The organism is Streptomyces sp. NPDC093225 (assembly GCF_044753805.1).
In the GTDB taxonomy this organism is placed as follows: Bacteria; Actinomycetota; Actinomycetes; order Streptomycetales; family Streptomycetaceae; genus Streptomyces.
In genome coordinates, this window is record NZ_JBIVNX010000049.1 from 1 (window position 1) to 12,509 (window position 12,509).

Consider the following 12,509-nt stretch of genomic DNA (forward strand, 5'->3'; position numbering starts at 1 on the left):
GACGACCTCGACCCCGTGCAGGGTCTGGTCCAGAACGGACTGGACCGCCGTCGGAAGACGCTCTGCGTCGTTGTAGACGATGACGACCACGGAGACGTCAGGCACTGGCACCTCAATCGTTGTGTTCCGTTTACGCCCGCCAAAGCTACCGTGTGTTCCACTCATCGGCGGCAGGTCGTACGGCGGGGTGTGGCGGCCGTGCATACTTCCTTTGAGAGGTGAGTGTCGGGTCCCGTGGGCGACAATCACCCGTTCGGACCCGCAGGTGGAAGAGTTCATGACGAAGCTGTCCGTAGTCGTTCCCTGTTACAACGAAGAAGCGGTCATCGACAGCTTCGACACCGAGATCCGCAGGGTGCTCGACGCACTCCCCGTGGACTACGAGGTCTGCTACGTCGACGACGGTTCCCGTGACGGCACTCTCGGCAGGCTCCGCGCCATCGCGGCCCGGCACGGCGAGCAGACCAGGTACGTCTCCTTCAGCCGCAACTTCGGCAAGGAGGCCGGCATGCTCGCCGGCCTGCGCGAGGCCACCGGCGACGCCGTCGTCATCATGGACGCCGACCTCCAGCACCCGCCGGAGCTCATCGGAAAGATGCTCGACCTGTACGCCCTCGGGCACGACCAGATCATCGCCCGCCGCAACCGCGAGGGCGACAAGAAGGTCCGCAGCGCGCTGAGCAGCCTCTACTACCGGGCCGTCAACAGCTGGGTCGACGTCGAGCTCACCGACGGCGTGGGCGACTTCCGCCTGTTGTCGCGCCAGGCCGTCGACGCGCTGCTGTCCCTCCCGGAGTACAACCGCTTCTCCAAGGGCCTGTTCTCCTGGGTCGGCTTCGACACCGTCACCTTCGACTACCAGAACGCGCAGCGCGAGGCCGGCGAGACCAAGTGGCGGTTCGGCGCCCTGCTGAACTACGCCATGGACGGCCTGATCTCGTTCAACAACCGGCCGCTGCGCGCCGCGATCTGGACCGGCGCGATCCTGACCGCCCTCGGCGCCCTCTACACCCTGTGGATCGTCATCGCGGCGCTGACCACCGGCATCAAGACCCCCGGCTACACCACGCTCGTGGCCATCATCGTCGGCCTCGGCGGCGTCCAGATGACCATGCTCGGCCTGATCGGCGAGTACATCGGCCGCATCTACTACGAGACCAAGCGCCGCCCGCACTTCCTCGTCAAGGAGTCGCACGGCGCCGACGTCCGGACCGGCGCGGCGCTGTCCGCCCCGGCGGAGACGGACGCCCGGTGAAGCTGCGCGGCCAGCTCGGCCAGGTCCTGCGCTTCGGCCTGGTCGGCGGGGTCAACACCGGGACGTTCTTCGGCATCTACCTGCTGCTGCACCCGTGGATGCCGTACTTCGCCGCGTACACCCTCGCCTTCCTGCTCAGCATGGTCGGGTCGTTCTTCATGAACACCTACTTCACCTACCGCACCCGGCCGACCTGGAAGAAGTTCCTGCTCTTCCCCCTCACCCAGGTGACCAACTACGTCGTCCAGTCCATCGGGCTGTACGCGCTGGTGGCCTGGGCCGGGATGGACTCGAAGATCGCCCCGCTGGCGGCCGCGGTCCTCGCGATCCCCTTCACGTACCTGATCGCCCAGCGGATCCTGGTCAGCCGCGGGCCGGCCGCTCCGGTGTCCACGGTCCGGAACGCGGACGCCGGCGCCGAGCCGGACCCCGTAGATTGGGCGCAGAGCAACCGGTAGAGCGCATAGGGGTCAGGGACGTGTCAGGGGCAAGGCAGGCTGTGGCGGACGCCCGCAGGATCGTGGTCAAGGTCGGCTCCTCCTCCCTGACGACCGCTTCGGGAGGCCTCGACGCCGATCGCGTCGACGCCCTCGTCGACGTCCTCGCCAAGGCCCGCAGCGGTGGCGAGAAGGAGATCGTCCTGGTCTCCTCCGGCGCCATCGCTGCCGGCCTGGCCCCCCTCGGCCTGCGCCGCCGCCCGAAGGACCTGGCCCGCCAGCAGGCCGCCGCGAGCGTCGGCCAGGGCCTCCTGGTCGCCCGCTACACCGCCTCCTTCGCCCGCTACGGCGTCCGGGTCGGCCAGGTCCTGCTGACCTCCGACGACACCAGCCGGCGCGCCCACTACCGCAACGCCTACCGCACCCTCGACCAGCTGCTGGCCATGGGCGCCCTGCCGGTCGTCAACGAGAACGACACCGTCGCCACGGACGAGATCCGCTTCGGCGACAACGACCGGCTCGCCGCCCTCGTCGCCCACCTGGTCCGCGCCGACCTGCTCGTCCTGCTCTCCGACGTCGACGGCCTCTACGACGGCGACCCGTCCCAGCCCGGCACCTCCCGCATCGACGAGGTCCGCGGCCCCGAGGACATCGCGCACGTCTCCATCGGCAGCGCCGGCAAGGCGGGCGTGGGCACCGGCGGGATGGTCACCAAGGTCGAGGCCGCGCGCATCGCCGCCGCGGCCGGCATCCCGGTCGTCCTCACCTCCGCGAGCCAGGCCGCCGACGCCCTCGCCGGCCGCGGCACCGGCACCTACTTCCACGAGACCGGGCGCCGCTCCGCCGACCGGCTCCTGTGGCTCCAGCACGCCTCCACCCCCCAGGGCCACCTCACCCTCGACGACGGCGCCGTCGCGGCCGTCACCCAGCGCGGCGGCTCCCTGCTGCCGGCGGGCATCGCGGCCGTCGAGGGCGAGTTCGTGGCCGGGGACCCGGTGGAACTGCGCGACACCAGCGGCCGGGCCGTGGCCCGCGGCCTGGTCAACTTCGACGCCAAGGAGCTGCCGCGACTGCTCGGCCGCTCCACCAAGGAACTCGCGAAGGAACTCGGCCCCGAGTACGAGCGCGAGGTCGTCCACCGCGACGACCTGGTCGTTCTCCAGCGCTGAGGGCCCGCCCAGGGGCCGGATCCGGCAAAACCGTCGCACGGCGGGCCGCGGACTGGTCAACTTTGTTGGCAGGGGGGCTGTGGGGGACCAGGCAGGACACCGACGCACAACCAGGAGGCCGCCGGTGAGACGAGCGCGCGCCGAGCGCACGCTGACCAGCGTCGCAGTGGGCGAGGATGCCGGGCCCGCGGAGACGACCCGGCTCTGGCACGTCACGCTCAGCGTCTCCGGCGACCCCGTCCCGCTGGCGGAGGTGCGACGGGGCCTGGAGCAGCTGGCCCACGACCACCCCTTCCTCCTCACCAGCCGGTACGCCGCCGACCACGCGGAGATCCGGTACTGGGAGGAGGCCCGCGACCTGCACGACGCGGCGGCCGTCGCCCTGCGGCTGTGGGGCGAGCACCGCTCCACGGCGAAGCTCCCGCCCTGGGAGATCGTCGGCCTGGAGGTCATCGACCGCGCCACCTACCACCAGCGCGTCGCCGAGGGCTACGGTCCACCCCCGGCCTCCCCGGTGGGCGTCCACCCGTACTGACCCCTCCGCGTCGCCGGTGGTCCGACCCCGCCCGCCCCGTGGTGTGTGGGGAAGCCTCTTGAGGCGTCATGGCAGGCTGGTCCGGAGGCAGGCCCGGGCCTGGGGTGGCCGTAGGCCAGGGCCGAAGGCCCCGAAGCCCCAGGGGTGGGCCTGCCGCAGGGCCTGCAGGCCATGACGCCTCAAGAGGCGAGGGGACCCACACACCACGGGGCGGCCCACGGAGCGAGCAAGCACCGACACCGGCCGGCCGTCTCGGGGGCTGAAACCCCGGCCGACCGGCCGCAGCGGGGGGCTACCCTGCAAGCATGACCTCGCAGAACGCCGCCTCTCCCGTGATCGCCACCGCGCAGCGCGCCCGCACCGCCGCCGCCGTGATCGCCCCACTGCCGCGCTCCGCCAAGGACACCGCGCTGCACGCGATCGCCGACGCGCTGGAGGCCCGCTCGGCGGAGATCGTCGAGGCCAACGCCAAGGACATCGAGAAGGCCCGGGCGGCCGGCACGAGCGAGACCGTCGTCGACCGCCTCACCCTCACCCCCGAGCGCGTCGCCGCCATCGCCGCGGACGTCCGCCACGTCGCCGCCCTGCCCGACCCGGTCGGCGAGGTCGTCCGCGGCTCGACCCTCCCCAACGGCATCGACCTGCGCCAGATCCGCGTCCCGCTCGGTGTGGTCGGCATCATCTACGAGGCCCGCCCCAACGTCACCGTCGACGCCGCCGCCCTCTGCCTGAAGTCCGGCAACGCCGTCCTGCTGCGCGGCTCGTCCTCCGCGTACGCCTCCAACACCGCCCTCGTCGCCATCCTGCGCGACGCCGTCGAGAGCACCGGCCTGCCCGCCGACGCCATCCAGCTCGTGCCCGGCGAGTCCCGCGACTCCGTCCGCGAGCTGATGCGCGCCCGCGGCCTCGTCGACGTCCTCATCCCGCGCGGCGGTGCCTCCCTCATCAAGACGGTCGTCGAGGAGTCCACCGTCCCCGTCATCGAGACCGGTACCGGCAACTGCCACGTCTACGTCGACGCCACGGCCGATCTCGACATGGCCGTGGACATCCTCGTCAACTCCAAGGCCCAGCGGCCCTCCGTCTGCAACTCCGCCGAGACCCTCCTGGTCCACCGCGACATCGCCGCCGCCTTCCTGCCGCGGGCCCTCGACGCCCTCGCCGAGGCCGGCGTCACCGTCCACGGCGACCCGGCCGTCCTCGGGTACGCCGAGGACAGCAAGGTCACGGCGCTGCCGGCCACCGACGAGGACTGGGCGGCCGAGTACCTCTCGTACGACATCGCCGCCGGCGTCGTCGACTCCCTCGACGCGGCCGTCGAGCACATCCGCCGCTGGACCTCCGGCCACACCGAGGCGATCGTCACCACCTCCCAGGCCGCCGCCCGCCGCTTCACCCAGCTGGTCGACTCCACCACCGTGGCCGTCAACGCCTCCACCCGCTTCACCGACGGTGGCCAGTTCGGCTTCGGCGCCGAGATCGGGATCTCCACGCAGAAGCTGCACGCCCGCGGTCCGATGGGGCTGCCGGAGCTGACCTCGACCAAGTACATCGTCACCGGCGACGGTCACGTACGGTAATCAGACCCTGGACTCCGAGTGGCCGATTTTCGGCGTACTCCCTGCCCAAAACAGCCCCCCAGGTCTACTCTGGTCCCGTGCCGGACGACGTGGGGGGCAAGCCGTTCCCGGACGACTGGGAGCCCGACGACGACCGCGGAGGCGCGGACCAGGACTTCGCCTCCGTGGTGTTCGACGAGGACTTCGTCCGGAGCGCCGAGATCCATGAACCGACCGCCGCCGAGCGGGTGCTCGCCGCCGCCCAGGCGCGCGCGCAGGCCGAGGAGGCGCGCGCGGTCGCGGCCGCCCGCGCCACCGACGACGAGGGCCTCGAGAGCCACGACAGCTACGACGGCTACCTCGACCGCTACGGGTACGGGTACGGCCCCGACGGTGAGCCCTACGGCTTCGGCCCCGAGTACGCCTACAGCTACCCCTACGGCGGCCACGGCCCGTACGGGGTCTACGGCGGCACCCTGCGCCCCTACCGCGGCCGGTCCCGCTGGCTGCGCCCGGTGGCCTGGATGCTCGCCGTCGTGATGGGCGTCGGCATGGTCGCCCTCGCCTTCAGCGCCGTCTACCGCAGCGCCACCCGCGACGAGGCGCCCCCGCCCGCCACCACCGGCGTCGAGGGCAACCGCGCCGAGTCGGAGAAGTTCCCCGCCAGCGGTGCGTTTACGTACAGCGGTAGCCGCCAACCCTGAAAGTACGACCCCTCGAACGCCCCTGCGCGGGACCGGGAGGGGGCTTCTCTAGTGCGGGGACAGCGGGGAGAAGCGATGGCCGTGCCAGGAGATCCACCCAACGGCGCCCCCGACGGCATCGGCGGCGAGGACGAGTACCGTTCCGTGGTGTTCGACGAGGACTTCGTCCGGGCCGCCCGGCTCCAGGAGTTCTCCGCCCAGGAGCGGATGGGCGAGCACGCCCGCGCGGTGCGCAGCCGCTCCGTGTGGGCCGGCAGCGCGCCCGGCGCGGGCTCGGGCCGCGGCGCCCGGCAGGGCCTGGCCCTGCTGCTGGTCGTGGTGCTGGCCTTCACCATGGCCGTCTACCTGGGGCTGCGCCAGCCCTACACGGCCCCGCCCGACACCCACACCGACCCGCTCGCCATGACGGTCGTCCCGCTGGCCCCGAAGGGCGCGGTCCCCGGCGGACGGCCCGCCGACCTGTACGCGGCGAGCCCCGCGGCCGACTTCCGGGCCGGTGCGGCCGGCATCACCCTGCCCGCGGTCCGCCGCACGGACCACTTCACCGAGGCGCAGGTGCTCACCGCCCTGTCCACGGCCAAGGACTACCTCGTCCAGTCCGGGATCGACCCGGACGTGCTGTCCGGCGACGCCACCCGGCCGGTGCGGGTCCTGCTCGACCCCGACCTGCTGGCCCAGTTCGACCACAGCCTGAGCCGGCCCGCCCCGGACGGGCGGCACGCGCTCACCGGCTGGCTGGTGCGCATCGATCCGGCCACCGCCGTCCTCGCCGACCCGGGGGTGCGCGTCCAGGGCACGATGGCCTTCACCGAGGCCGGCCCGGACACCCTGGAGGTCGTCACCGACCACACCTTCGTCTACGCCGTCCGGCCGGCCGTCGCCGGGCCGCGGACCGAAGGGGGCGCGGCCTCGCTCTTCACCGTCCGGCGCGAGCTGCGGCTGCGCTTCGACCGCGAGGACCTGGAGGCCCGGCGCGCCGAGGTGTTCTCCGCGTACGTGCAGGCCGGTCCGCAGGACTGCGCGGCCGACCCGTCCGGCGGCTTCACGCCGCTGCTCGCGGGGCAGCGGGCCACCGGCACGGGGCCGGCGGCCAGCGATCCGTACGCCACCGGGGACGGGCCGGGCGCGACCGGCGCGGTCGCGGGGACGGGCGCGGCGGTGGGCACGGGCACGGCCGCGGGCACGCGCGGGCTGTGCGGGGTGCTGGCCCCGGGGGCCCAGCCGAGCCCGCGGCCCCCCGCTTAGGCGGTGTCCCCGCCGGGCGTCGTACCGCCGTCCTTGCCGGTGTCCCCGCCCGTGCCGCGGGCGGAATCCCGGCCGGCGTCCTTGGCCTCGCCCTTGGCCTCGCCCTCGGCACCGTCTTCGGCGCCGTCCTTGGTGCCGGCCCTGCCGGAGCCCTTGGCGCCGCCCGAGAACCGGTCGAAGAGCTTGCCGCCGACGTCGCCGACGCCCCCGGCGAGGTCCCCGACCAGCTTCAGCAGCGGGTCCTTGCTGGTCCGCACGGTGTCCGCGTAGTGCGTCGCGGACTGGCGGAACGAGTCCGTGACCGAGGTGTCGCCGTCCTCGGACCGGCGCGGGTAGTGCCCGTCCATGAGCCGCTGGTGGTCGCGGCTCTCCGCCCACCGCTTCAGCTCCGCGGCGCGCACGGTGGTGAAGGGGTGCGTCCGCGGCAGCAGGTTAAGGATCTTGAGCACCGAGTCGCGCAGGTCACCGCTCTCCTCGTACTCCTTCGCCTGCTCCAGGAACGCGTCCACGTTCATCTCGTGCAGGTGGTGGCCGCCCGCCAGCTTCATCAGCCCGCGCATCGAGGCCTGCAGGTCCTGCCCCACCAGCAGCCCCGCCCGGTCCGCCGACAGCTCCGACTTGCGGAACCACTCGCGCAGCGCGGTCACCAGCGCCGTGACGGTGACCGTGCCCAGCGGGATCCACGCCACCTTCAGGGCGAGGTTCGTCAGGAACAGCAGTATCGTCCGGTAGACCGCGTGGCCGGACAGCGCGTGGCCCACCTCGTGGCCCACGACCGCCCGCATCTCCTCCTCGTCGAGCAGCTCCACCAGCGCGGTGGTCACCACGATGATCGGCTCGTCGAGGCCCACGCACATCGCGTTCGGCTTCGGGTCCTGCTGCACGTACATCTGCGGGACCTTCTCCAGGTCCAGGATCATGCAGGCGTCCAGCAGCATCGCGTGCAGCTGCGGGAACTGCACCTCGCTCACCCGCACCGAGTCCGACAGGTACAGCAGGCGCAGGCTGCGCTCCGGCAGCAGCCCGCTGAGCGTCTTGAACACCGTGTCGAAGCCGCTCAGCTTGCGCAGCGCCACCAGTGCCGAACGGTCGGCAGGGTGCTCGTACGCCCGCGAGGAGATCCCCGGGAAGCGCCTGCGGCTGCGCCCGGGCAGCTTCTCGAAACCCTGGTCAGTCATCGGTTCCCCCTCGGTCGTGCGGACGTCCACGCTCCCTAACGCCTGAGTCGACGTGATCGTGCCCGGAGCCCCCGCATACGATGTCCGCGACGTCTGACGCCCTCACGATAGGTCCCTGCCTGATGAGCCTCCTGAGCACCGCCCACGACCTGGTCACCCTCGCGTCCGACGAGGTCGAGCAGCACGGCGGCAACCACGACAGCCTCAGCCCGTACATGACCGGCGGTGCCGCCCTCTTCATCCTGCTGTTCCTGCTGTGGATCACCACCCGCCTCAACCGCGACCGCTGAATCGACCGCCGGTTCGGGGCCGCCGCACCGGGCCAGTAGGCTCTGCACGCATGGGAGAGCAGGAAGTGCCTACCGGTCCGGTCAAGCGCCGCCTCGGCGTGATGGGCGGGACGTTCGACCCGATCCACCACGGACACCTCGTGGCCGCCAGTGAGGTGGCCGCGCTGTTCCACCTCGACGAGGTGGTGTTCGTGCCCACCGGCGAGCCCTGGCAGAAGTCCCAGCGGGCCGTCTCGCCCGCCGAGGACCGCTACCTGATGACGGTCATCGCCACGGCTTCCAACCCGCAGTTCTCGGTCAGTCGCATCGACATCGACCGCGGCGGTCCGACCTACACCATCGACACGCTGCGGGACCTGCGCGCCATGAACACGGACGCGGACCTGTTCTTCATCACCGGCGCCGACGCGCTCGCACAGATCCTCACCTGGCGCGATGCCGAGGAGCTGTTCTCGCTGGCGCACTTCATCGGCGTCACGCGGCCGGGCCACATACTGACCGACGACGGGTTGCCCGAGGGCGGTGTCTCGCTCGTCGAGGTGCCGGCGCTCGCCATCTCGTCCACCGACTGCCGCGAGCGCGTGGCCGCGGGCGATCCGGTCTGGTACCTGGTGCCGGACGGCGTGGTGCGGTACATCGACAAGCGAGAGCTGTACCGGGGCGCCTGAGGGTTCCGGGAAAGAGAGGGGCGCCGGTGAACGACCGCCAGGACCCGCAGGATCCGTACTCCGTCCCGGAGCAGCAGCTCATCGGGTACGACGCCTACGGGCAGCCGGTGTACGGACAGGCCCCCGCCGCGCCCGCGCAGCAGTACGACGCGTACGGGTACGGCTACGACGCGTACGGGCGGCCGGTGTCGCAGCCCGCGCAGGACCAGGGGTACGACCCCTACGCCGGGCAGCAGCAGTACGGCTCCCAGGGGTACGGGTACGACACCGGCACCGGCCAGTACCCGGCGGTCGACGCCACCGGCTCGTACCCGGCCGTGGACGGCACGGGCTCGTACCCCGCCGTGGACGCGACGGGCTCGTACCCGGCGGTCGGCTCGACGGGCTCGTACCCCGCCGTGGACGCCACCGGCTCGTACCCGGCGGTCGACTCGACCGGCTCGTACCCCGCCGTGGACGCGACCGGCCAGTACGCGTCGGTCGGCACCGCGCCGCAGTGGATCCCGCAGCAGGCCCCCGCCCCCGAGCCGGAGGTCGACCCCGAGGCCCCCGCGGGCCGGACCGCGGACGACCGGGGCCCCGGCGGCGGCAACCCGGCCGGCCAGGTCCCCGGGCAGCGCCGCGAGGCCCCCGACTACCGCACCGAGCAGTTCTCGTTCATCGAGGAGCCCGACGAGGACTCCGAGGACGTCATCGACTGGCTCAAGTTCACCGAGAGCCGCACGGAACGCCGCGAGGAGGCCAAGCGCCGCGGCCGCAACCGCGTCACCGTGCTCATCGTCGTGCTCGCCCTCTTCGTCGTGAGCGGCGTCGGCTACCTCTGGTACGCCGGCAAGCTGCCCTTCCTCGGCGACGGCGCCGGCAAGGAGGCCGTGGCCACCGGCCCGCAGAAGCGCGACATGATCGTCGTCCACCTGCACAACACCCGCAAGGGCGGCACCTCCACGGCCCTGCTCGTCGACAACGTCACCACCAAGCGCGGCGCCACCGTCCTGCTGCCCAACGCCACCACCGTCACCGGCGAGAACGGCACCGGCACCACGCTGGGCAAGTCCGTCGACGCCGACGGCCTGGGCGGCACCCGCGACTCCCTCGACACCCTGCTGGGCACGAAGATCGAGGGCACCTGGCGGCTCGACACCCCGTACCTGGAGAACCTCGTCGACCAGCTCGGCGGGATCGAGGTGGACACCGACGCCGCCGTGCCCGCCGACGCGAAGGCCAAGACCCCGGCCGTCGGCAAGGGCGACAAGCAGGACCTGAGCGGCCCCATGGCCGTCGCCTACGCCACCTACCGGGCCCCCGGCGAGCCCGAGACCAAGCAGCTGGAACGCTTCGGCACGGTCCTGTACGGCACCCTGCGCAAGATGCCCAGCGACGAGCGGTCCGCCACCATCTCCATCGAGACCCTCGGACAGATCCTCGACCCGTCCCTCACCGAGAAGGACCTGGGCTCCTCCCTGGCCAAGCTCGGCGAGCACGCCAAGGTCGGCGACTACACCACCGAGGTCATGCCGGTGAAGGGCGACGGCACGCTCACCGAGGCGGCCGTCAGCACCGTCGTCAAGGACCTCCTCGGCGGCGCACTGAAGGCCGCGGCCCCCAATGCCGCCCCCCGGGTCGCCCTCAAGGACGGCACCGGCGGTGCCAAGACCGTCATCGAAGCGCAGGCGGCCCTGGTCAACGCCGGGTACACGTTCATCGACGGCGGCAAGGCCTCCGGGACCCTGTCCGCCACCGAGGTCACCTACGCCGACGACGCGGCCAAGCCCAAGGCCGTCGAGGTCGCCAAGACCCTCGGCCTGAAGGAGACCGCCGTCAAGAAGGCCCCGGGCGCGGGCAACGCGGAGGTCACCGTGGTCCTCGGCACGGACTACAAGACGCCCTGAGACCCCTGACGGGGTCCCCGTCCGTCTCTCCGCCCAGGGCCGCAGGCCGGCCCTGGGCGGCCTGACCAGGCAGGACTCCCGGGCGGTTAATCATTGCGAGCGGGGCCGGCGGTACATGAGACCCTTGAACTGATCTGCCACCCGACCCGAAAGCATGGCCAGTGACCGCCACGGACCGCTCCATCGAGCTCATCAACGCCGCCGCCCAGGCGGCTGCGGACAAGCTCGCGCACGACATCATCGCCTACGACGTCAGCGACGTGCTGTCGATCACCGACGCCTTCCTGCTGGCCTCCGCGCCCAGCGACCGCCAGGTCAAGTCCATCGTCGACGAGATCGAGGAGAAGCTCCTCAAGGACCTCGGCGCCAAGCCGGTGCGCCGCGAGGGCGACCGCGACGCGCGCTGGATCCTGCTCGACTACGTCGACATCGTGGTGCACGTCCAGCACAGCGAGGAGCGCGTCTTCTACGCCCTGGAGCGGCTGTGGAAGGACTGCCCCGAGATCGACCTGCCCGAGGACGCCAAGCTCACCAAGGGCAAGGCGGCCGAGCACGCCGCACTGCGCGAGGCGGCGGGGGACGACGACCTGGACGGTGATCTGTTCTGAGCGCGCCCAAGACCGGCCGCAAGATCGTCCTGTGGCGGCACGGCCAGACCTCGTGGAACCTGGAGCGCCGCTTCCAGGGCTCCACGGACATCGAGCTGACGGCGACCGGCGTGGCCCAGGCCCGCCGGGCCGCCCGCCTGCTGGCCGCCCTGAAGCCGGACGCGATCGTCGCCTCCGACCTCAGCCGCGCGGCGGCCACCGCCGCCGAGCTCGCCGCCGTCACCGACCTGTCGGTCGAGCACGACGCGGACCTGCGGGAGACCTACGCCGGCGAGTGGCAGGGCCTCACCCACGACGAGATCGTCGCGAAGTACGGCGAGCAGTACGCGGCCTGGAAGCGCGGCGAGCCCGTCCGCCGCGGCGGCGGCGAGCTCGAGACCGAGGTCGCCGACCGGGCGGCCCCCGTCGTGCTGCGCCACGCCGCCCGGCTGGGCGAGGGCGGCACGCTGGTCGTCGTCAGCCACGGCGGCACCATCCGCACCACCATCGGGCGGCTGCTCGGCCTGGAACCGCACAACTGGGAGAGCCTGGGCGGCCTGTCCAACTGCTGCTGGTCGGTCCTGGGGGAGGGCGCGCGCGGCTGGCGCCTGCTGGAGCACAACGCCGGCACGCTGCCGGAGCCGGTGCTCGGCGACGACGACTGACCTGCGACGACCCGGTCCGGAGGGCTTCCGGAGGCGCCTCGTGAGGGGCCTCCGGACCCGGATTTCGTTTCTGGGACAACGCAGGCTAGAGTTCTTCTTGTCCGCAGCGGAGAGCACCGGAAACGGAGCGAGGAAGCGGCGGGCGACAGCAAGGGGCTATAGCTCAGTTGGTAGAGCGCTTGCATGGCATGCAAGAGGTCAGGAGTTCAATTCTCCTTAGCTCCACAATCAGGATCCCGTCCCCAACAGGGGGCGGGATCCTCGCTTTTGTCCCACAGATACCCCATCCGCCACACGCGTCACAGGGGTTCCGGGCGGGGGGATCCAG

The 12,509-nt window shown here is 72.1% G+C and carries 13 protein-coding genes and 1 tRNA gene; 13 read left to right on the plus strand and 1 reads right to left on the minus strand.

Annotation, left to right across the window (positions count from 1 at the left end; all coding sequences use genetic code 11):
* Positions 1-277 precede the first annotated feature (277 nt).
* The 7 genes from ACIQCH_RS31295 (at position 278) to ACIQCH_RS31325 (ending at position 6,904) form a co-directional block, all read left to right on the plus strand.
* Entirely contained in the window at positions 278-1,255 is a 978-nt protein-coding gene (locus ACIQCH_RS31295; RefSeq protein WP_402586462.1) for a glycosyltransferase family 2 protein, read from the plus strand.
* Positions 1,252-1,713: a GtrA family protein gene (locus ACIQCH_RS31300; protein WP_402586464.1), complete on the plus strand. Its 462-nt coding sequence runs from the start codon at positions 1,252-1,254 to the stop codon at positions 1,711-1,713. Before ACIQCH_RS31295 ends, ACIQCH_RS31300 begins: the two co-directional genes overlap by 4 nt.
* A gap of 20 nt (positions 1,714-1,733) precedes the next feature.
* On the plus strand, positions 1,734-2,861 hold the full coding sequence (gene proB / locus ACIQCH_RS31305) for a glutamate 5-kinase (protein ID WP_402586466.1): 1,128 nt from the start codon (positions 1,734-1,736) through the stop codon (positions 2,859-2,861).
* A gap of 52 nt (positions 2,862-2,913) precedes the next feature.
* Complete coding sequence (locus ACIQCH_RS31310; protein WP_402586537.1) at positions 2,914-3,396, plus strand: hypothetical protein; 483 nt, start codon at positions 2,914-2,916, stop codon at positions 3,394-3,396.
* 305 nt (positions 3,397-3,701) lie between these two features.
* Positions 3,702-4,976, plus strand: coding sequence for a glutamate-5-semialdehyde dehydrogenase (locus ACIQCH_RS31315; protein WP_402586468.1), 1,275 nt, complete (start codon positions 3,702-3,704; stop codon positions 4,974-4,976).
* Positions 4,977-5,053: 77 nt separating this feature from the next.
* The gene (locus ACIQCH_RS31320) at positions 5,054-5,659 is read left to right on the plus strand and encodes a hypothetical protein (RefSeq protein WP_402586470.1); all 606 of its coding nucleotides are present in this window, start codon (positions 5,054-5,056) and stop codon (positions 5,657-5,659) included.
* 75 nt (positions 5,660-5,734) lie between these two features.
* Positions 5,735-6,904, plus strand: coding sequence for a hypothetical protein (locus ACIQCH_RS31325; protein ID WP_402586472.1), 1,170 nt, complete (start codon positions 5,735-5,737; stop codon positions 6,902-6,904).
* Here the strand turns inward: ACIQCH_RS31325 and ACIQCH_RS31330 are convergent.
* Positions 6,901-8,082, minus strand: coding sequence for a M48 family metallopeptidase (locus ACIQCH_RS31330; RefSeq protein ID WP_402586474.1), 1,182 nt, complete (start codon positions 8,080-8,082; stop codon positions 6,901-6,903). The genes ACIQCH_RS31325 and ACIQCH_RS31330 overlap by 4 nt on opposite strands.
* A gap of 122 nt (positions 8,083-8,204) precedes the next feature.
* Here ACIQCH_RS31330 and ACIQCH_RS31335 point away from each other — a divergent pair, with 122 nt between their 5' ends.
* The 6 genes from ACIQCH_RS31335 (at position 8,205) to ACIQCH_RS31360 (ending at position 12,406) form a co-directional block, all read left to right on the plus strand.
* Entirely contained in the window at positions 8,205-8,372 is a 168-nt protein-coding gene (locus ACIQCH_RS31335) for a hypothetical protein (RefSeq protein ID WP_037890146.1), read from the plus strand.
* Positions 8,373-8,422: 50 nt separating this feature from the next.
* Positions 8,423-9,040: a nicotinate-nucleotide adenylyltransferase gene (gene nadD / locus ACIQCH_RS31340; RefSeq protein ID WP_030205537.1), complete on the plus strand. Its 618-nt coding sequence runs from the start codon at positions 8,423-8,425 to the stop codon at positions 9,038-9,040.
* Positions 9,041-9,066: 26 nt separating this feature from the next.
* Positions 9,067-10,929 (plus strand): LytR C-terminal domain-containing protein, encoded by a 1,863-nt coding sequence (locus ACIQCH_RS31345; RefSeq protein ID WP_402586476.1) that lies wholly within the window; start codon positions 9,067-9,069, stop codon positions 10,927-10,929.
* 161 nt (positions 10,930-11,090) lie between these two features.
* Complete coding sequence (rsfS, locus tag ACIQCH_RS31350; protein ID WP_402586478.1) at positions 11,091-11,537, plus strand: ribosome silencing factor; 447 nt, start codon at positions 11,091-11,093, stop codon at positions 11,535-11,537.
* Positions 11,534-12,181 (plus strand): histidine phosphatase family protein, encoded by a 648-nt coding sequence (locus ACIQCH_RS31355; RefSeq protein WP_402586539.1) that lies wholly within the window; start codon positions 11,534-11,536, stop codon positions 12,179-12,181. The genes rsfS and ACIQCH_RS31355 overlap by 4 nt, the downstream gene beginning before the upstream one ends.
* 152 nt (positions 12,182-12,333) lie before the next feature.
* A tRNA-Ala gene (locus tag ACIQCH_RS31360) sits at positions 12,334-12,406 on the plus strand.
* Positions 12,407-12,509 lie beyond the last annotated feature (103 nt).